This is a genomic window from Streptomyces cinereospinus (assembly GCF_042430725.1).
Taxonomy (GTDB): Bacteria; Actinomycetota; Actinomycetes; order Streptomycetales; family Streptomycetaceae; genus Streptomyces; species Streptomyces cinereospinus.
Map to the genome: position 1 here is coordinate 23,907 of NZ_JBHMCY010000066.1, position 19,915 is coordinate 43,821.

Here is a 19,915-nt window from a genome sequence, read left to right on the forward strand (position 1 = left end):
AGAAGACACGCTCCGTCCGCCGCGTCGGCTGATCCCTGCCACCATGACTGTTTCTGTCCTCGCTCTTGTCCGGTCAGTCGGTAGACGACGCTCCATCGCGCCGCTCATCACGGCGTGTACGCGCCTCGCGGGAGGGCTCATCACCCCTGGGGCCACGCGTTGCGTCGCCGGTACCGGGCGTCTGTGCGCTGTTCCCTGCTGCCGGTGCTCGTCCTGTCGGCGTTCCGACCACGCCGTTGGAGCTGCCCAGAGGGTGGCGAGGCATCTGTCCCAGGCCCGTCGGCGATTGCGCGGCACCGATCACCCCACGCTGCCCCGGCCTCTCGCCCGTGCCACGGGACGTGGGTGCGCCCTGGCCGCCGACAACCGTGCCGCGCGGCACCCTGGAGCCGTTCGGACCAGCGGTGGCCCCGGTGACGGGCCTACCGCCGACGACGCCATCCGCGTTACGGCCGACACCGCAGCGCCCGGCGCCGGTACGCACGGGGTTGGTGACACCGGTTCCGGTGACCGGACCGCGCGGGACGCCACTCGCCTGACCGGCCACCGGGCCGACGGGCCTCGGCACCCCGCCAATGACCCCGCGTCCCATGGGACCAGTCGCACGGCCGGCTGTCTGTCCTGGTGTGGCGGCACGTCCCACCGGTGCCATGGGCCCGGTTCCCGGGCGTCCTGCCGGGTTCCCGACCGGTGTCCCACCGACTCGCCCCTGCGCCGAGGCAGGAGTCCTGGGCGCAGCTCCGCCGCCGAAGCCCGAGGTGCGCCCGGCCGGATTTCGTGAAACAGGGGGCGAGGCTACGGAGGCCACCGGAGGAGGCGGTCCCACTGAGGTGACGTTGGGTCCTGTCGTCGGAGGCGGGGTGACGGGCGTCGGCTTCATGGCCTCCTGCGGGGGCAGCGTGCCAATGCTGTCGATCTCCGTACCGATGTGCCGCTCCGGGGACCTGACGGGATCGTCCGGGCTGTTGCGGGATGACGACAAGCCCTCCGCACCCGGTCGCCCCGCTGGTGAGTCCGCAAGGTCTTGGTACATGCCCGAGCCACGGACAGTCGGAAGAGACCGTTGACCCGGGTGAGCGCCGATCGGAGCTCCTGGGTCCTCAACGACCACCGCCGGCTGAGGCACCCCCACGCTGGGCATCTTCGGAAACACCGGCTCCTCGGCCGTCTGCATGACCCCGTTCGACACCGTGTAGAACGACGCCAGCCGGTACATCTGGTTGATGGCTTCCTGGCGGTGCTTCTCCGCCTCGACCGCCGCCGTGTACTCGTCGTTGCTGTCGACGCGCTGGGCCTCGGGGATGTCGTCGACCTTCTTGGGGTCGGCGCGGGTGTCCCGCGGCGGCATGGACTTGCGTACGGAGGCGAGGCCGGAGCCGGCGGCCATCACCTGGGTGCCGACCACATCGGCGTAGTCGGCCAGCGCGAGGGCGGTGGCGACCAGGTCCATGCCCCAGGTGTAGAAGGCGTCGTGGGCCTCGCCCTCCCAGTCGACGGCGCCCAGGTTGACGCTGAGTTCGTCGGCGGCCTCGTTGATGGCGTCCCGTGCGTCGACGAGGGCGTTGCCGGCGGCCTCCAGGAGTTCCGGGCCGGCTGACTCGACGATGTCGATCATCTGGTTGAGGTCGTGGTTCTCGAAGCTGGTCCTGCCGAAGTGGAAGCCCTTGTCCGGCCCCCAGGGGTTGACCACCCTGGTCATGCCCATGAACGCGTCGAGCGAGCCGTTCTGCTGGGCGGCTTCCTGGTGCTCCGCCTCGTGGCGGTGCGGCTGCCTGCCGTCCTGGTCGCCGCTCATCAGTACCCCGCGTCGGTCTGGTCGTCCCGGTTCTCGCGCCTGAGATGCTCGTCCAGCATCGCGTCACGCTCCTGGTTGACCTCGGCCCGGATCTCGTGGAAGCGGTGGCGGGCCTCCTCCTCCAGGTGGTCGAAGGTCACGTCCACGCCGTGCACGGCGATCTGCATCGCCTCCAGTTGGAGGCCGAGGGACTTCGACAGGGTGGTGATGCGTTCGTGGACGCGTGCGTACTCCAGGTGGAGCGCCTTCGCTTCCGGGAAGTCACCGTTGCCGAACGCGGCCTGCGACAGGCCGTGCGCCGCCACCGTGGACGCGCCGCCCGCCGAGCCCTCGAAGTTTCTGAGCAGCTCGTCCACGCGCTCCTTGAATGTCGAAAGCGCCATCAGACCACGCCGTACGTCGGCGCCCCCCGTGTCCGCAGGAAGCACGAAGCATTCCCTCCCCGTTGTCCGCTGCCCGTTGCCCGTCCTGAGCAGCCCACGCCCCTCATGTGTTCATGACCGCAACACGACCACTCTAGTGACTGCCACTGACAGTCCCAACTGCCAAATCCGGCAACCCTGGTGACACCGTTCCCGGCTTCACCGGTTCCTTGCAAACGCCGTCACGGAGACACCCTCACCCGCCGTGCCCTCCGCCGGGCGTCCCGGACGGCCACCGCGGTGCCGCCGAGGCCCCCGGCCAGGACCACGGCGGCCACGGCCACGTACGTGGCGAGGCGGGCGTCGCGTTCGTCGGGGGTCTCGCCGGTCCGGAACGTCGCGGGGGTGGGGGCCTCGGCCCGGGCCAGGCCCTCCCGGGGGCTGGGGGACTCGATCGGGTGGTCGTCCTCGGTGAGCGCGCGGACGGGGTCGACCACGCCCCAGCCGACGAGGCGGTCGCGGCCCGCGATCGTCCGCTCCGCCGTCTGTTCGATCTGGGCGACGACCTGGCGGGCGGTCCAGTCCGGGTGCCTCGCCTTGAGCAGCGCCGCGACGCCCGCCACGTACGGCGCCGAGAAGCTCGTGCCGTTGTCGGAGCAGTGGCCGCCCCGGGGGACGGTGGAGATCATGTCGACGCCGGGGGCCGCCACGTCGACGAAGTCGCCGGACTGGGAGAAGGAGGCGCGTTCGTTGTTGCGGTCGGAGGCGGCGACGGCGAGGACGCCGTCGTAGGAGGCGGGGTACGTCTCCTTGACGTTGCCGCCGAGGCCGTCGTTGCCGGCCGACGCCACGACGACGACGTCCTGGGCGAGGGCCTCGCCGATCGCCCGTTCGAGGCCGGGGTCGGGCTTCGCCGCGTCCGAGGTGTCCTGGGAGATGTTGATGACCCCGGCGCCGGCCCGGACGGCGTGGCGGATCGCGGCGGCCAGGGTCTCGGTCGTGCCGTGGCCCTCCGCGTCGTTCTGCTGGACGGGGATGATCGTCGCCTCCGGCGCCAGGCCCACGAAGCCGGTGCCGCTCGCCGGCCGGGCCGCGATGATGCCGGCGACCTTGGTGCCGTGGCCGACGGTGTCGGTCGTGCCGTTCTCCTCGCCCCGCTCGATCGGGTCGCCGTCGTCGTCCTTGAGGTTCCTCGGCAGCAGGTTGCGGCCGGCCTCCGTGTCGACCGCGTCCGCGAGCTGCGGGTTGCGCACGTCCACACCGGTGTCGATGACCGCGACCCGCACCCCCTCGCCCGTGGACCGGCTCCACAGCTCGTCCAGCAGGACGCGCTGGAGGGACCAGGGGCGGCCCGGGTACCGGCCGTTGGGGAACTGGCACTGGTCCGAGTAGGGCAGTTCGTCGGCGGCCGTTGCGGGGACCGCGAGCACCGTGGTCGCCGTGAGCAGGGTCGCGGCCGCGACCAGCGTCGTACGCAGCACCGTGGCCCTCCCCCTCACGAGCCCTGCGGCTGGCGTGCCGCCGCGGTCGACAGCCGTGGGCCGGTGGGCAGGAACTCCGACCAGGCGGCCGGGACCGGCGCCGGGTCGACGTCCTCGTAGCCCAGCAGGGTCTGGGCCTGCGTCGCCTCCTGCCGGCGCTGTTGGCGCTGCTGGGCGGTCGTGCCGATGCCCGCGTCGTCGGTGGCGCTGTCGCCGTTGGACTGCAGGACGTAGCGCAGGCCCGTGTCGGTGACCAGGAACACCGGGCCGGTCCTCGTCGCCTCGCCCTGGAACTGGCGGTAGAGCTGGCCGGAACCCGGCGTGACGTAGGCGCTGGAGGCACCGGCGGGCAGCTGCTGCGGGAAGTCGGTGCCGGCCCAGGTGCTCAGGGTGGTGGCGCCGGAGCCGGCGTCCACCTGGCGCAGGACGTTGCAGACCGTGCTGCGGCTGCCCTGGGCCGCCGAGGCCTCGTTGACGGGGACCGGGTCGCCGGTCGGCCAGTGGTGTTCGGTGCCGAACGCCCGGCCCGGCACGATGTCGCCGGGGCTGACCTGGCGGGCCCGGCCGGCCTGGCCGAGCGGGGCCAGCTCCTTGCTGAACAGCAGGAGCTGGGCGACGAAGGCGGAGACGGGGGCGACCCGGCCGGGCAGCACCACGTAGTACTGGTCCACGTTGTTGTCGGGTGCCTTGAGCACCGTGCCGACCCGGTCGGTCGCCCGGTCCAGCCGGCCCGGCGCGCCGGCCGCGGCGCCCGGCCGCCCGGTGATCTCCGGGAAGGTGACCGGGTCGCCCCGGTGCAGCGTCGCGAGCCACTCCGCGGACACCCGCTGGGGCTGCCGGCCGGAGCCGACCACGGCGCGCAACAGCAGCTCGTCGTTCCGGTCGACGGGGTACGCCGTGCCGCCCGCGTCGACGACGTGGCGCCGGCCGTCCGGGCCGGCGACGTAGAGCAGCTGGCCGCCCCGCAGGCGGTTCCTGCCGTCGGTCACCTCCTGGTCGCGAGCGGACAGGACCAGTGCGGCCTTCTGCACGGTGTCGCCGCCGCCCGCGCTCGGGCGCTCGCAGACCACCCAGCGCTTGGCGGTGCCGGCCTCCTCGGCCGAGGGCAGGCGGTCCGGCGCGTACGGGATGCCGATGGTCACGCCGTGCGGGATGTCGCCGTTGTCGAGGACGGACTCGGCGACGGTGACGACGTCGCCCTGCCCGGCCTCCAGGAGCAGCTTCGCCGAGGCCATGTTGAGGACCGGGTGGAGCTGGACCTGGCCGTCGGTCCTCAGGACGACGTAACGCGTGGTCGACTTGCTGGCGACGATCACCTTGGCGTTGGGTTCGTCCCAGCCCTTGGGCGCGGTCGGCCGGAACATGCCCCACGCCCCGAAGACCGCCATGACGACCACCCCGACGAGGACTCCGGGCAGGACCGCGCGCAGCGGGCGCGGCGCCCCCTCCTCCGAGCCGTCGGGCGACGACTGCAGGAAGGCCGCGAGCATGCGGCGCTTCGCGAAGGTGTAGGCGTTGAGCTGGTCCCGCCGAGATGCCATCTGTGCCTGTCTCTCCCCGTGTGTGGCGCCGGCCGCGGGCGGGTGACCGGCTACCCGCCCCGATGTCGGACCGGCCCCCTACTATGCCTGGTACGCAGCGGGAGTTGGGCGGACGGGTAGGGTGTCCGGGTCGCCGATGGCCTGGTGCGGTACGCGGTCGGCGGCGAGTCGTGAGTGAGGCGGGGGGATGCAGTGAGGGCTTCCGGAACGCGCGTCCGGTTCCGGTCGCGGGCGGAGGGCTCCGCGGCTCCGGGACGGGCGCCCGCGCGGCAGCCCGCCGCCTCGGGGACGCCGCGCCTCGGGCCGCGTGCGGGGCGGGCCGGGGCGTTCCGGTTGCACCGCGTGGTCGTGCTGGAGGTCGCCGCCGCCGCGCTGCTCGTCGGATGGGTGATCGGTCCGGTGGCCCTGGCGGTCGCGGCCGTCGTCGCCGTCTGCCTGGTCCTGGTCGCCTTCGTCCGCCGGCACGGCCACTCCCTGCCCGAACGGCTTGCCACGGCACGGGCGTTGCGGGTCAGGCAGCGGCGGGCCGCCGGCACGCCGATACCCCCGGACACGGAGCCGGGACTCGCGCCCGCCGTGGAGTGCGACCCGAGCCTGCGGACGTACACGTACGCCGGTCGTGACCGCCGCCCCGTCGGCATCGTCGGCGACGGCACCTTCGTCACCGCCGTGCTCCAGGTGGAGGCGGACGCCACCGCGCTGCGGGCCGACCGGAACCGGCAGCCGCTGCCGCTGGGCCTCGTGTACGACGCCCTGGAGGTGGACGGCATCCGGCTGGAGTCGGCGCAGGTGGTGCTGCACACGCAGCCCGCTCCCGCGCTCCATCTGCCGCGGCAGTCCGTGGCCGTCGCCAACTACGCGCCGTTGCAGGAGCAGACGGGCGCCCCGGCCGTGCGCATCACCTGGATCGCCGTGAAGCTCGACCCGGAGCTGTGCCCGGAGGCCGTGGCGGCGCGCGGCGGGGGCTTGCCGGGCGCGCAGAAGTGCGTGGTGCGCGCCGCCGACCAGCTGGCGAGCCGGCTGACCGGGGCCGGGTTCCGGGCGACCCTCCTGGACGAGGAGGAGCTGACCGCCGCCATCGCCACCTCCGCCTGCGCCAACCCGCTGGTGACGGCGGAAGCAGGCCGTACGGAGGCACGGGAGCGGCGGACCGAGGAGTCCGGGCGGAGCTGGCGCTGCGACAACCGCCGGCACACCACGTACTGGATCCGCCGGTGGCCCTCGCCGGGAAGCCGGCAGGCACCCTCGCTGCCGCAGGTCATCGCCCTGATCACGGCCGTTCCCGCGCTCGCCACCACCTTCAGCGTCACCCTGGCGAGAGGGGAGCGGCAGGAGGTGTCCGTGTGCGGGCATCTGCGGGTGACCGGACGCAGCGACGACGAACTCGTCGCGGCCCGGCGCGCGTTGGAGGCCGCGGCACGGCACACGGGCACCGGGCTCGCCCGCCTGGACCGGGAACAGGTGCCGGGCATGCTGGCCACGCTGCCCCTGGGAGGCGCCCGGTGACCCCCATGACCACCCGGGCGGGACGGGCCGGCGGCCCCGGCGAGCAGCGGCCCGCCGCCCCGGAGCGGGCGCGGGACTTGCTGCGCCGCGGCTTCGGGCTGATCGGCCCGCGGCACGCGCGGCACACCGTGTCCGTGGACCGACTGGACGCCCTGGCCCTGCCCGTCGGAGACGACGGTGTCGTCGTCGGGGTGGACGCGGAGAACCGGCCCGCGGTGCTCGGCCTCAACCGGCCGACCCCGTACGACGTCGTCCTGATCGGCGGCCTGTGGACCGCCCAGGTCATCGCCCTCAGGGCGGCGGCGACCGGCGCGCGGGTCGCGGTGGAGACCGGACGGCCGCAGGCCTGGATGCAGATGGTGCACGCCATGGGCGGCGGGCAGAACGGCCTGGCGGTGCACGAGGTGGGCCGGGTGCCCCCGCAGGGCACCTCGGCGGGCACGCCCGTGCTGGTGGTGCGGGACTGCGGGATGCGCCCGCCGCGCGGCCGGGTCGTCTCCGGGCCCTGGCAGTCGGTGCTGACCGTGCTGCCGTACCTCAGCCCGGTGGCTCCCCGGCTGGTCCGGCAGGCGCGGCTCGTCGGGGTGCAGCGGGTCTCCCCGGACGAGGCCGCGGAGTTCGGGCGGACGATGGCACTGCCCCGCGCCGACGTGGAGGCCCTGCCCACGCTGCCCGACGGCCTGACGCTCTGGTGCACCGACCGTGACCGGCAGTACGTGATGACACGGCCCACCGATCCCGAGACCGGGTTGCTGGGCGCGCCCCGCCGGATGGACTGAATCGGCCGTCCCTCGACGCCCCTTGCGCATTCGGGGATGTTCGCCCCTTTCTCACCCTGTTTCAACACCCGCTATCCGCGGGTTTGTTCACTGCGGGGTCGGCCTGCGGACACCTGCGGGCCCCTGGTGACCCCGCGGACCGGCCGTGCTGGAGTGGACGGGCCTGACGAGGTGGGCGGCATGGTGATTAGGCTGGTACCGGCGCGACGCCAGAACCATGGACCGGGCGTCCGTGCCCCAGGGGGAGAGCCCGTGGACCGGACGACCTCGACTCGACCAAGCCCGACAAGTACTGGTCGCCCCCGCACGGCATGAGGGTGCTCGACCACACCAGGAGGAATTGTGAGCAGCGATCGGGACGGGATCCGCGGGGGCTGGGCGACGCCCGGCGATGACCAGCCCGACGCGGAGGCCGCCGTCGAGATGACGGGCGAGTTCACCATCGACTACGCGCCGCCTGCCTGGTACACGCAGAACGCGTCCGGGGAGCCGGGGGACGCGGGGCCGGGGGACGCGGGGCCGGTGCCGCCCGAGTCCGCGGTTTCCGCCGGTCCCGGCGGACCCGCTCCCGGCGCTCCGGCTCCCGCGGCGCCCGCGCCCGCCTCCCCCTCCGCCCCGCCGTTCGGGCCCGGCCCCACGCCTCCGCAGCCGGGTGACTTCGGACCCGGCCACACCCCGCCCCCGGCCGATTCCCGGCCCGGCCACACCCCGCCCGCGGGCGACTTCGGGCCCGGCCACACCCCGCCCGCGGCGGACTTCGGGCCCGGCCCGACCCCGCACACCCCCTCCGCCCCGCAGGGCCACCCCACCCCGCACCCGCACTCCGCCCCGCAGGGCCACCCCACCCCGCACCCGCACTCCGCCCCGCAGGCCCCCGCCGCCCCGCAGACCCCCTTGGCACCGCAGCCCCCCGCCGCCCCGCAGGCTTACTCCACCCCGGCGGCGCCCTTCACGCCGCCCGCGCCCGTGCCGATGCCGGGAGTGCCGTTCACGCCTCCCCCGCCCGCGCCCGCGCCCGGCGTTCCGTTCCCGCCGCCCGTGCCGCCGGCCGGGGAGTCCGGGGGCGTGCCCCGGCTGCCCGAGGGCAGCGGCTTCGAGCTCCAGCCGCCGGCCGCGCCCGCCCCGGAGACCCTCCAGGCCGCCGAGGAGGCCGAGCCCGGCAACGGGGACCTGGAGAGCGGCGCCACCCTGCGGTTCTCCGCGGCCTCGCTGAAGCGGGAGATCGCCGAGCTCGCGGCCGCCGCCGACGCGGCCGACGCCAGGGCCAAGGGCGAGCAGCGGCCGGAGGGTGACACCCCGGCCGCCCCGGAGCAGGACGCCACCGCCGAGGACGCCACCGCCGACAGTGCCGCGTCCGCCACGGACGCCGGCACCACAGCCGGCGCCGACACGGACGGCACCGGCACCACCGACACCACTGCCTCCACCCCCGGCCTGCCCGAACCGGCGAAGACCCCCGAGGCAGCGCAGGACGCCCCCGCCGCCGGCCCCGAGGCGGCCGCCTCCGACGCGCCGCCGCACGAGGACGCCGTCCACCAGGACACCGCGCACGGGGACGCCGGCCACGACGGCGCCTCCCCGGAGGACGCCCCCCGGACCGACGACGCCCCCCGGACCGACGACGCCCCCCGGGCCGACGACGGTCCCCGCACCGCCGCCGCCACACCGGCACCCGACGCGTCTTCGGCCTGGACTCCCCCGCCCGCCCCGCAGGGCGGAGTGCCGCCGCTGCCGCCGTCGTACCAGCCCGCGGCCCCGGCCCCCGCCGCCCAGTGGCCGGCGCAGCCGCAGCCCCAGCCGGACCTGAACGCGCCTGCCGCGCAGCCCCACCCGCAGCCGACCGCCACCGCCACGCCGGGCCCGCCGCCCGCGCCCGCCCAGCAGCCGCCCGTCCAGCCCCAGCCGCCACAGCCCGCCCCGGCCGCGTGGACCCCGCCGGTCCCGGCACCGGGTCCGCACACCCCCCACGCCCCACAGCCGGGCACGCCCGAGCCCCACACCCAGCAGGGCTACGGCTTCCCGCAGCAGAGCCCGCCCAGCGCTCCGGGCGTCCCGCACGCCCAGCAGGGCTACGGCTTCCCGCCCCCCGGCACCCCCGACGCCCAGGCCGGATACGGCTTCCCGCACCCCGGCACCCCCGCCCCCCAGAGCGGCTACGGCTTCCCGCAGCCCCCGGCGCAGCAGCAGGCCGCCGCCCACCCCGGCGTCCCCCCGCAGCCCGACGCCCGGCACCCGCAGCACCCGCACGCTCCACAGCAGCCCCCCGCCGGCGCCCCGCAGGGCCGCCCCCAGCCCCCGCACCACCCCCAGGGGCAGCCCCAGCCGCCGGCCCCGCCCGCGGACCCCCGCCTCGGCACCGCGTGGCCGCAGCCCCTGCGGCACGACCAGCGGCAGCCCACCAACCCCGGCGCCGCGCCGCTCGGTTACACCGCGGCCGTCGAGCTGTCCTCCGACCGGCTGCTCAACAACAAGAAGCAGAAGGCGAAGAGCGGGCGTCCGACCGCGGCGGTCTCCCGGTTCAAACTGGGCGGCAAGAAGGAGGAGGCCGAGCGCCGGCAGAAGCTGCAACTGATCCGGACGCCGGTGCTGTCCTGCTACCGCATCGCCGTGATCAGCCTCAAGGGCGGTGTCGGCAAGACGACGACCACCACCGCCCTCGGTTCCACCCTGGCCATCGAGCGGCAGGACAAGATCCTCGCGATCGACGCCAACCCGGACGCCGGTACGCTCGGCCGCCGGGTCCGCCGGGAGACCGGGGCCACCATCCGGGACCTGGTCCAGGCGATCCCGTACCTCAACTCGTACATGGACATCCGGCGGTTCACCTCCCAGGCCCCTTCCGGTCTGGAGATCATCGCCAACGACGTCGACCCGGCCGTCTCGACGACGTTCAACGACGAGGACTACCGGCGCGCGATCGACGTGCTCGGCAAGCAGTACCCGATCATCCTCACCGACTCGGGCACCGGCCTGCTGTACAGCGCCATGCGCGGGGTGCTGGACCTCGCCGACCAGCTCATCATCATCTCGACGCCGTCCGTGGACGGTGCGAGCAGCGCCAGTACGACGCTGGACTGGCTGTCCGCGCACGGGTACGCCGATCTGGTCTCACGCTCCCTCACCGTCATCTCCGGCGTCCGCGAGACCGGCAAGATGATCAAGGTGGAGGACATCGTCGCGCACTTCGAGACGCGCTGCCGGGGCGTCGTCGTCGTGCCGTTCGACGAGCACCTGGCCGCCGGTGCCGAGGTCGACCTCGACATGATGCGGCCCAAGGTGCGGGAGGCGTACTTCAACCTCGCGGCGATGGTGGCCGAGGACTTCGTCCGCCACCAGCAGATGCACGGCCTGTGGACCAGCGACGGCAACCCGCCCCCGGTCGCCGCCCCGCCGATGCCCGGCCGGCCCCTGCCGAGTCAGCCGGTGCCGGGGCAGCCCCTGCCCGGGCAGCCGCTTCCCGGACAGCCGACGCCGGGACAGCCGACGCCGGGTCAGCAGTACGCCCCCGCCCAGCCCTACCCGCCGCAACCGGGCCAGCCGGCCCCGCACCCCCAGCACCCCGGCTACGGCTACGGCTACCCGCAGACCGGCCAGACCGGCCAGACCGGCCAGCCGGACGGCCCGCCCCAGCAGTAGCGACAGGCCGTACGCGTGAAGGGCGGCCGGTGCCTCTCCGGCACCGGCCGCCCTTCAGTCGTACCCGTCGGCGCGGGACCGCCCGCTACGACGCCGTCCGCTGCGCAACCCCGATCAGCTCCCGGCACCGCGTCACGTCCTGCGCCATCTGCTCCAGCAGCGCCTGGAGCGTGTCGAACTTCGCCTGGCCGCGCACGAAGGCCAGGAAGTCGACGGTGACGTGCAGCCCGTACAGATCCAGCCCGAGCCGGTCGATGGCGTACGCCTCCACCGTGCGCTCGGTGCCGTCGAACTGCGGGTTGGTACCCACGGAGATCGCGGCCGGCATGGCCTCGCCCCCGGCCGTCAGCCACCCCGCGTACACCCCGTCGGCCGGGATCGCGGTGTGCGGCAGGGTCTCGACGTTGGCGGTGGGGAAGCCCAGTTCGCGGCCGCGCTGGGCGCCGCGGACGACGACGCCCTCGACCCGGTGCGGCCGGCCGAGGATCTCCGCGGCCCCCGCCACGTCCCCCGCGGCCACCAGCCGCCGCGTCAGCGTGGAGGAGAACGGCTCGCCGCCGCCCGCCTCGCCCGACACGAACAGGTCGACGACCTCGACCTCGAAGTCGTAGACCTTGCCCTGTTCGGCGAGGAACTCGACGTTGCCGGCGGCTCGGTGGCCGAAGCGGAAGTTGGGGCCTTCGACGACCGCCTTGGCGCGCAGCTTGTCGACCAGGACCTTGACCACGAAGTCGGCCGGCGAGAGCTTCGAGAACTCCGCCGTGAAGGGCAGGATCAGCACCGCGTCCACCCCCAGCTCGGCCATCAGCTCGGCGCGGCGGTGGTGCGGGGCGAGCAGCGGCGGGTGGCTGCCGGGGCGGACGACCTCGCTGGGGTGCGGGTCGAAGGTGACGACGACGGTGGGGACGCCCAGCCCGCGGGCGCGTTCCACGGCGTGCCGGATGATCAGCTGGTGCCCGCGGTGGACACCGTCGTAGGAGCCGATGGTGACGACGCTGCGCCCCCAGTCCTCGGGGATGTCCTCCAAGCCACGCCAGCGCTGCACTGTGACCGCTCCTCGAACCCGTGTCCGTCTATGCCTCTTACGCAGGTCTAAGGGTGCCATGCCCGGCGGATCCGGCCCGCACCGGCATGGAGGCTGTGACCGGACGCACGTGCCGCAGGCGATCACGCCGGGACCCGGGCACCGGCCAGGTTCTGGATCATCCGGCGGGTGCTGGGGCCGACCACCGCGGCCCAGTCCCGCGGAGCGTCGTCCAGCCAGTGCGCGACCTGGGCCGCGAAACCGGGGACCGCGCGGCCGAGGTCGAGCAGCGTCCGGTCGAAGCGGGTCGCGCCCTCGGGGGTGCGCACGAGGAGCATGCCCGTGCGGTGGACCAGGGCGCGCAGCCCCTCCCCGCCGTGCCGGACGGCCGAGCGCAGCACGGCCTCCAGGACGGGCGGGGCCTCCTCGTGGACGAGGAGCAGGTCGCACAGTTCCCGGCGCAGGGCCTCGCGGGCGGGCGGCCCGGGCGCCGCCAGGACGTCGGCCAGCGCCACCCTGAGCTGTTCGCAGCCGCCCTCCAGCAACCCGGTGACCAGCGGGACCAGCACGGTTCTGGAGGCGGTCCCGGCGTCCAGGCGGCGGCCGACACAGGCGGCCACGGCCGCGGCCCGGTCCGGGTGCAGCGCCACGGCGTCCCGCAGCAGCGCGGCGACCCGCCGGGCCGGCGCCGGGGTCGCCGCGTCGGCGAGCGCGCACAGCGCCTCGGCGGTGCCGGGCCGGTGCAGCCGGGCCCGGAAGGCGTCGAGCACCGGTTCCGGGTGGGCCGCCAGCGCGGCCAGGAGCGCGCTCGCGGGCGGCTGGGGGTCGCCGGCCGCGAAGTGCTCGACCGCGCGGGGCAGGTACCGGGCCCGGGTGTGCGGATCGCGGACCAGGAGGGCCAGCGCCCCGCCGTGCAGGTGCGCGTCGGCGGGGCGGGCGAGCTGGGCGAGGGCGGCGCGGCGCAGCAGTGCGCGGTCGGCCTCGCCGCGCGCGTGCGGCGCGGTACGCGGCCCGTACGCCACCGCCGCGGCCCGCCGTGCCGGCCGCTCGTCGTGCGCCCACCGGTCCACGGCCCGGCACACGGCGGAGGGTTCCTCCTCGGCGAGCACGCCGAGCAGTTCGCCGCCCCGCCGGTGCGCGGTGCCGGCCAGCACCTCCGTGAGGTCGTCCAGCGCCCGGTGCCGGTGCGTGTGCAGCAGTGCTTGCGCGGCGGTCGCCACGGTCGCGTGCGGCGCCGCGGGCAGCGGCCGCTCGTCGTCGAACCAGCGGACGAGGTGCGGCTGCACGGCGACGGGGTCGGCGGCGAGCAGCCGGGCGGCGGTGTCGAGGTACCGGTCCGGGCCGGCCGGTTGCGTGTCGGCGAGGACCAGGCGGCGCAGCAGGTCGAGGCGCTCGGCGCCGGGCAGCGCCGGCTCCGTCCAGAAGGCGGGCCCGAACTCCCGGGGCACCGGCCGTCCCCGCCGCCGCCAGTCGGCGATCGCGTCGGCGAGCAGCCGCAGGACCCGGAGGTACGGCGTGGCGTCCGGCACCCGGCGCAGCGCCTCGCCGAGCAGCCGGGCCGCCCACCAGGAGTGCGGGTCGGCGTCCAGGGCGAGCAGCAGTTCCTCCAGGCGGACGGCGAGCCGGTGCGGGCCGTGCTGCCGGGCGAGCAGGAGCAGGGCCTGCACGACGGGGCCGGCGCGGTGGTGCGCGAGGGGCGCCGGCCGGCCGGCGCCGGGGGCGCGGCGGTGGTGGACCAGCGCCCGCAGGGCCTCGTCCAGGTCGAGGTGGATGCCCTGGAGCCAGTCGGCGACCTCCTCGTGGGCGAAGCGGTAGCCGGTGCCGGCCGGGACGAGCAGGCCTTCGGTCAGGACGGCGGACGCCCAGCCGGTGCCCCCGCCGAGCCGGGCCGGGGCCCGGCCCCAGGGGAACAGCGCCTCGAACGCGTCCCGGTCCAGCTCGCCGTGCCCGGAGCCGAGGCTGCGCCGGGCGGCCTCGTGGACCTGCCCGGCCACCTTCGCCGCGAGCCGCCGCACGGCGGTGCCGCGCAGGCCGTTCTCGGCGGCGAGCCGTACCGCCACCCGCAGGCACATCAGGTCGAGGTGGGCGGCGAGGACGGCGTACCGGTCGAGCGGGCCGTCCGGGCGGACGTCCGGGCGGGCGGCGAGGACCTCGCCGAGGAGCCGGAGGGTGAGGGCGTGGCGGGCGTCGGGGGCGGCGAGGGCCCCGTCGGGGAGGCCGTGCCGGGCGTGGGCGCGGCGGGCCTCGGCCTCGTCCAGGTCGCCCAGCGGGACGCAGGGGGGCAGGCCGGCGGGTGCCGCGCCCGGGTGGAGGCGGCCGGCCGGGAAGGCCGCCCCGGCCTGCTCCCAGTACTCCGCCCGGCACGCCACGACCAGGCGCGCCCCCGTCTCCTCCAGCCACCGCGCGGTCTCCCCGGCCCAGGCGGGCAGGCGGTGGGCCAGGGCCGGGGGCATCTGCTCGGGGCCGTCGAGGAGCAGCAGCAGGGGCTGGCCGGCGGCGCGGGCCGGCCCGGCCAGGCCGTCGGGGCCGGTGTCGCCGAGCAGGGCGCCGCCGGCCCCGTCGAGCAGGGCGCCGCCGTCCCGTGCCGCCGCCACGATCCGGGCCGCCCGGTGCAGCGCCCGCCGCACCGCGTCCGCCACCGACGCGTCCCCGGCCCGCAGGTCGGCCCCGCGCAGCCACACCGTGGGGGCCGGTTCCGCGTCCCGGGCGCGCCGGGCGGCGAGCGCCGCGAGTTCGGTCGTACGGCCGCTGCCCGGCGGCCCGACGAGTGCGAGAACGGTGGCCGGGCCCCCGGTGAACGCGGCCGACTCCCGCACGACGGCGGCCCGTGGGGCGGGCGCGACGGCTGCCTCCCGGCCGGCCCGGTCCGCGCGCGCCTCGGGCGGGCCGTCCTGCGCCACCGAGGTGGCCGTCAGTGCGAGCACCCCGGCGAGGTTCAGGTCCGCCCCGTAGGCGGGCACCGTGGCCGCGTTGCGGGCGAGCAGGTCGGCCAGCGGGCCGCTCCCGGCGGGCCGCAGCGGCACGGCCAGCCCCCAGTCGCGGTGGCCGGTGTGCAGCCCGGTCGCGAGCAGGGCGACCACGGCTCCGGTGGCGGCGTCGACGACCGGCCCCCCGGCCGCCCCGCCGCCCGGCCGCAGGGCGTCGCGCCCGGCCGTGCCGATCGCCAGTTGCAGCACGCCGTCGAGGCGGCGCAGGCGGTCCGCGGCCGGGTAGGCCGCCTCCGTCACCGCGCCCAGCACCCGCGCCTCACGCCAGCAGCCGGCGGCGATCCGCACGTACGCGCCGGTCTCGACGCGGTCCCGCACGGTGAGCGGCAGCGGCTCCGCGGCCAGGCCCTCGGTGGGTACGAGGGCGAGGTTGCGCTCCGGCAGCGCGGTGACCGCCTCGGCGGGCACCACACAGCTGCGCTCCCCGGCGCGCAGCACCAGCCGGGCCAGTCCGTCGACGGCCTCGTGGCTGGTGAGGACGGTGCCCTGGCGGTCGGCGACGACGCCGGTGCCGCGGGGCCGTCCGGCGGGGTCGTGGATGCGTACCAGGACGCCGTCGCGCGGTGCGGTCCCCGGGTCTCGTACCGCCATGGCCGGACCTCCCGCCGTGCCGCCGTCCGTCTGTGCCCTGACCTCGACGGTAGGGGCCGGATGATCAGGGAGACAGCACGCGTGACGAACGCGCCCCCCTGCACTCCCCTGGTTCACTCCGAGCGCCTGCCTGCGCGGGTGAACGGACGGGGGCCGCTGGATACACCCTAGGGGTGGGGGAACCGATGGGGGGCCGTGGAGCGGCGGGAGCGCCGGGCCCCGTGACCGCCGCTCCACGGGCAGGACGTGACGGGCCGTCAGGCGAAGACGGCGAGGCTCTTGGCCTTGCCCCGCTGGGCCTCCACGAGGGCGAGGAAGGCGCCCTCGGGATCGAAGACGGCCACCGCACCGGCGCCCGCGTACTCGTCGGGCATCTCCAGCCGCACGCCGTTGACGAGCAGCCGGGCCCGCCTGCCGTCCACGTCCCAGCGCGGGAACGCGGCCGCGGCCGCCTCGGCGATCGGCATCACCGTCAGCTCCTGCTGGAGCTGGTCGAGGGTGCGGGCCGTGTCGAGTTTGTACGGCCCGACCCGGGTGCGGCGCAGCGCGGTGAGGTGGCCGCCGACGCCGAGCCCGGCGCCCAGGTCCCGGGCGAGGGCGCGGATGTAGGTGCCGGAGGAGCAGACCACCGACACGACCAGGTCGAGCACGGGCGTGCCGTCGTCGGCGACGGCGTCCCGGACGTCGTACACGCTGAACGACGAGACGGTGACGGGCCGGGCCGGGATGTCGAAGTCCTCGCCCTCCCGGGCCCGCTTGTAGGACCGCACGCCGTTGATCTTGATGGCGCTGACCTTGGACGGCACCTGCATGATGTCGCCGGTCAGCCGGGCGATCCCCGCGTCGATGGCGTCCCGGGCGACCTTCGAGGCGTCGGCCGAACCGGTGATCTCGCCCTCGGCGTCGTCGGTGACGGTCGTCTGGCCCAGGCGGATCGTGCCCAGGTACTCCTTCTCGGTCAGCGCGAGGTGCCCGAGGAGCTTGGTCGCCCGCTCGACGCCGAGGACGAGGACGCCCGTCGCCATCGGGTCGAGGGTGCCGGCGTGGCCGACGCGGCGGGTCCGGGCGATGCCGCGCATCTTGGCGACCACGTCGTGCGAAGTGAAGCCCGACGGCTTGTCGACGATGACGAGGCCGTCGGGCGTGGTGTGCTTCTGGGTCATGCGGTGGTGTCGTCCTCGTCGTCACCCGGCTTCTTGTACGGGTCGGCGTCACCGGCGTAGGTGGCGCCCGCCGAGGCCTCGCGCACCTTCTCGTCGGACTGGCGGGCCTTGTCCAGGAGGTCCTCGATGGTCCGGGCGGTGTCCGGGAGGGCGTCGGCGACGAAGGTGAGCGTCGGCGTGAACTTCACGCCGGCCGCCCTGCCGACCTCGGAGCGCAGGATGCCCTTGGCGCTCTCCAGACCGGCGGCCGCGGCCGCCCGCTCCTCCTCGTCCCCGTACACGGTGTAGAAGACGGTCGCCTCCCGCAGGTCGCCCGTCACCCGGGTGTCCGTGATGGTGACGTGCGAACCGAGCCGCGGGTCCTTGATCCCGCGCTGCAGCTTCTGGGCCACCACCTCTCGGATGAGGTCCGCCAGCCTCTTGGCACGCGCGTTGTCGGCCACTGGTCCGTCTCCCGTTCTTTCCTGATCTACGTTCTCTGGGTCAGTCGTCGTCGCCGTGGAAGCGGCGTCTGACCGACAGCAGTTCCACCTCGGGGCGCCCGGCGACCAGCCGCTCGCACCGGTCCAGCACGTCGCTGACGTGCCCCGCGTCGCCGGACACCACCGCCAGGCCGATCCGGGCCCTGCGGTAGAGGTCCAGGTGGTCCACCTCGGCCGCGCTCACCGCGTACTTCCGCTGGAGCTCGGCGACGATCGGGCGGACGACGGAGCGCTTCTCCTTCAGCGACCGAACGTCGCCGAGGAGCAGGTCGAAGGACAGCGTCCCCACATACATGTGTGCAACCGGTTCACCCGCCGGCACGGGATCGATGGAGCCCTCAAGAACGGTACCGCGCCGCCGCCGGGGGCTCGACCGGGTTTCGCCCGGGGCCGCGCCCCGCGCCGCCCCGGGGGCAAACCGCGGTGGCCGACGGGCACAGGTCCCGTCGGCCACCGTCAGCCACGTGCGGTCACGCCCGCGGCTTCTCCCGCATCTCGTACGTCGCGATGACGTCGTCGACCTTGATGTCGTTGAAGTTGCCGAGGTTGATACCGCCCTCGAACCCTTCGCGGATCTCGGTGACGTCGTCCTTGAAGCGACGCAGACCCTCGATGTTGAGGTTCTCCGCGATGACCTTGCCGTCGCGGACCAGGCGCGCCTTGGTGTTGCGCCTGACCTCGCCGGAGCGGATGAGGACACCCGCGATGTTGCCCAGCTTGGACGACTTGAAGACCTCGCGGATCTCCGCCGTACCCAGCTCGACCTCTTCGAACTCCGGCTTGAGCATGCCCTTCAGGGCCGCCTCGATCTCCTCGATCGCCTGGTAGATGACCGAGTAGTAGCGGACGTCCACGCCCTCGCGCTCGGCCATCTGCGCGGCACGCCCGGCGGCGCGCACGTTGAAGCCGATCACGATGGCGTCCGATCCCATCGCCAGGTCGATGTCGGACTCCGTGACCGCACCGACGCCGCGGTGCAGGACGCGGATGTCGACCTCTTCGCCGACGTCGAGCTGGAGCAGCGAGGACTCCAGGGCCTCGACGGAACCGGAGGCGTCGCCCTTGATGATCAGGTTCAGCTGCTGGATCTCGCCGGCCTTCAGCACCTTGTCCAGGTCCTCCAGCGACACGCGGCGCGTGCGCTTCGCGAAGGCCGCGTTGCGCTCGCGAGCGGCACGCTTCTCCGCGATCTGGCGGGCCGTGCGGTCCTCCTCGACCACGAGGAAGTTGTCGCCGGCACCCGGGACGTTGGTCAGACCCAGCACCTGGACCGGGGTCGACGGGCCCGCCTCGGCGACGTTGTTGCCGTTGTCGTCGAGCATGGCGCGCACGCGACCGTAGGCGTCGCCCACGACCATCGTGTCGCCGACCCGCAGCGTGCCCCGCTGGACGAGGACCGTCGCCACGGCACCGCGGCCGCGGTCGAGACGGGACTCGATCGAGATGCCCTGCGCGTCCTGGTTCGGGTTGGCCCGCAGGTCGAGCGAGGCGTCGGCGGTGAGGATCACGGCCTCCAGCAGGGAGTCGATGTGCAGACCCTGCTTGGCGGAGATGTCGACGAACATCGTGTCGCCGCCGTACTCCTCGGCCACCAGCCCGTACTCGGTGAGCTGACCGCGCACCTTGGTCGGGTCGGCGCCCTCGACGTCGATCTTGTTGACCGCGACGACGATCGGGACGTCGGCCGCCTTGGCGTGGTTGAGCGCCTCGACCGTCTGCGGCATGACGCCGTCGTTGGCCGCGACGACCAGGATCGCGATGTCGGTCGACTTCGCACCACGCGCACGCATGGCGGTGAACGCCTCGTGACCCGGGGTGTCGATGAAGGTGATCTTGCGCTCTTCTTCGTTGACCTCGGTCGCGACCTGGTAGGCACCGATGTGCTGGGTGATGCCGCCGGCCTCGCCCGCGATGACGTTCGTCTTGCGGATGGCGTCGAGCAGTCGGGTCTTGCCGTGGTCGACGTGACCCATGACGGTGACGACCGGCGGGCGGACCACCAGGTCCTCCTCGTCGCCCTCGTCCTCGCCGAACTCGATGTCGAAGGACTCGAGCAGCTCGCGGTCCTCCTCCTCCGGGCTGACGATCTGCACCGAGTAGTTCATCTCGCCGGCCAGCAGCTCCAGCGTCTCGTCGGAGACGGACTGGGTCGCCGTGACCATCTCGCCGAGGTTCATCATGACCGCGACGAGCGACGCCGGGTTGGCGTTGATCTTCTCCGCGAAGTCGGTGAGCGAGGCACCGCGCGACAGGCGAATGGTCTCGCCGTTGCCGCGAGGCAGCATCACACCGCCGACCGACGGGGCCTGCATGGCCTCGTACTCCTGGCGGCGCTGCCGCTTCGACTTGCGGCCACGGCGCGCGGGACCGCCGGGACGCCCGAAGGCGCCCTGCGTGCCACCGCGGCCACCGGGACCGCCGGGACGGCCGCCGAAGCCGGGACGGCCACCGCCGCCACCGCCGAAGCCGCCGCCACCACCGGGAGCGCCGCCACCGGGACGACCGGCGAACCCGCCGCCACCGCCCGGACGAGCGCCGCCGCCACCACCGGGACGGCCGGCGAAGCCG

Annotated in this window: 13 protein-coding genes; 3 read left to right on the forward strand and 10 right to left on the reverse strand. The window is 75.0% G+C overall.

Going from position 1 to position 19,915, the window contains the following annotated elements; all coding sequences use genetic code 11:
- Window positions 1-73: 73 nt before the first annotated feature.
- The 4 genes from ACFF45_RS27470 to eccB all read right to left on the reverse strand — a co-directional run bounded on the left by ACFF45_RS27470 (window position 74) and on the right by eccB (window position 5,179).
- Window positions 74-1,795: a WXG100 family type VII secretion target gene (locus ACFF45_RS27470; protein ID WP_381349270.1), complete on the reverse strand. Its 1,722-nt coding sequence runs from the start codon at window positions 1,793-1,795 to the stop codon at window positions 74-76.
- Window positions 1,795-2,178 carry a DUF2563 family protein gene (locus ACFF45_RS27475; protein ID WP_381349272.1) on the reverse strand — a complete coding sequence of 128 codons (384 nt, stop codon included), beginning with the start codon at window positions 2,176-2,178 and terminating at the stop codon, window positions 1,795-1,797. The genes ACFF45_RS27470 and ACFF45_RS27475 overlap by 1 nt, the downstream gene beginning before the upstream one ends.
- A gap of 221 nt (window positions 2,179-2,399) precedes the next feature.
- Window positions 2,400-3,635 (reverse strand): type VII secretion-associated serine protease mycosin, encoded by a 1,236-nt coding sequence (gene mycP, locus ACFF45_RS27480; protein WP_381349284.1) that lies wholly within the window; start codon window positions 3,633-3,635, stop codon window positions 2,400-2,402.
- 17 nt (window positions 3,636-3,652) lie between these two features.
- Complete coding sequence (gene eccB, locus ACFF45_RS27485) at window positions 3,653-5,179, reverse strand: type VII secretion protein EccB (RefSeq protein WP_381349273.1); 1,527 nt, start codon at window positions 5,177-5,179, stop codon at window positions 3,653-3,655.
- 192 nt (window positions 5,180-5,371) lie between these two features.
- On the opposite strand from eccB, the gene eccE reads away from it, so the two are divergent.
- The 3 genes from eccE to ACFF45_RS27500 all read left to right on the forward strand — a co-directional run bounded on the left by eccE (window position 5,372) and on the right by ACFF45_RS27500 (window position 11,100).
- Window positions 5,372-6,685: a type VII secretion protein EccE gene (gene eccE / locus ACFF45_RS27490; RefSeq protein ID WP_381349275.1), complete on the forward strand. Its 1,314-nt coding sequence runs from the start codon at window positions 5,372-5,374 to the stop codon at window positions 6,683-6,685.
- 5 nt (window positions 6,686-6,690) lie between these two features.
- Complete coding sequence (locus ACFF45_RS27495) at window positions 6,691-7,464, forward strand: hypothetical protein (RefSeq protein WP_381349285.1); 774 nt, start codon at window positions 6,691-6,693, stop codon at window positions 7,462-7,464.
- A 342-nt stretch (window positions 7,465-7,806) separates the two neighbouring features.
- A complete protein-coding gene (locus tag ACFF45_RS27500; RefSeq protein WP_381349276.1) occupies window positions 7,807-11,100 on the forward strand; it encodes an SCO5717 family growth-regulating ATPase in 3,294 nt (1,097 codons plus the stop codon).
- 85 nt (window positions 11,101-11,185) lie between these two features.
- Here the strand turns inward: ACFF45_RS27500 and ACFF45_RS27505 are convergent, their stop codons facing one another.
- The 6 genes from ACFF45_RS27505 to infB all read right to left on the reverse strand — a co-directional run.
- Entirely contained in the window at window positions 11,186-12,145 is a 960-nt protein-coding gene (locus tag ACFF45_RS27505; protein WP_381349277.1) for a bifunctional riboflavin kinase/FAD synthetase, read from the reverse strand.
- 122 nt (window positions 12,146-12,267) lie between these two features.
- Entirely contained in the window at window positions 12,268-15,702 is a 3,435-nt protein-coding gene (locus ACFF45_RS27510) for a trypsin-like peptidase domain-containing protein (RefSeq protein WP_381349278.1), read from the reverse strand.
- A 257-nt stretch (window positions 15,703-15,959) separates the two neighbouring features.
- Complete coding sequence (truB, locus tag ACFF45_RS27515) at window positions 15,960-16,865, reverse strand: tRNA pseudouridine(55) synthase TruB (protein WP_381349279.1); 906 nt, start codon at window positions 16,863-16,865, stop codon at window positions 15,960-15,962.
- Window positions 16,862-17,308 carry a 30S ribosome-binding factor RbfA gene (gene rbfA / locus ACFF45_RS27520; RefSeq protein WP_381349280.1) on the reverse strand — a complete coding sequence of 149 codons (447 nt, stop codon included), beginning with the start codon at window positions 17,306-17,308 and terminating at the stop codon, window positions 16,862-16,864. Before rbfA ends, truB begins: the two co-directional genes overlap by 4 nt.
- Before the next feature lie 40 nt (window positions 17,309-17,348).
- Window positions 17,349-17,642, reverse strand: coding sequence for a DUF503 domain-containing protein (locus ACFF45_RS27525; protein WP_381349281.1), 294 nt, complete (start codon window positions 17,640-17,642; stop codon window positions 17,349-17,351).
- 175 nt (window positions 17,643-17,817) lie between these two features.
- Window positions 17,818-19,915, reverse strand: a 2,098-nt coding sequence (gene infB / locus ACFF45_RS27530) for a translation initiation factor IF-2 (RefSeq protein ID WP_381349282.1), incomplete at its 5' end; no start/stop codon positions are given.

Bases quoted from the DNA above. Each gene is read 5' to 3' on its own strand.
- ACFF45_RS27470 (WP_381349270.1), bottom strand. From the start codon at position 1,795: ATGAGCGGCGACCAGGACGGCAGGCAGCCGCACCGCCACGAGGCGGAG.
- eccB (WP_381349273.1), bottom strand. From the start codon at position 5,179: ATGGCATCTCGGCGGGACCAGCTCAACGCCTACACCTTCGCGAAGCGC.
- ACFF45_RS27510 (WP_381349278.1), bottom strand. From the start codon at position 15,702: ATGGCGGTACGAGACCCGGGGACCGCACCGCGCGACGGCGTCCTGGTA.
- ACFF45_RS27475 (WP_381349272.1), bottom strand. From the start codon at position 2,178: ATGGCGCTTTCGACATTCAAGGAGCGCGTGGACGAGCTGCTCAGAAAC.
- ACFF45_RS27525 (WP_381349281.1), bottom strand. From the start codon at position 17,642: ATGTATGTGGGGACGCTGTCCTTCGACCTGCTCCTCGGCGACGTTCGG.
- truB (WP_381349279.1), bottom strand. From the start codon at position 16,865: ATGACCCAGAAGCACACCACGCCCGACGGCCTCGTCATCGTCGACAAG.
- ACFF45_RS27495 (WP_381349285.1), top strand. From the start codon at position 6,691: ATGACCACCCGGGCGGGACGGGCCGGCGGCCCCGGCGAGCAGCGGCCC.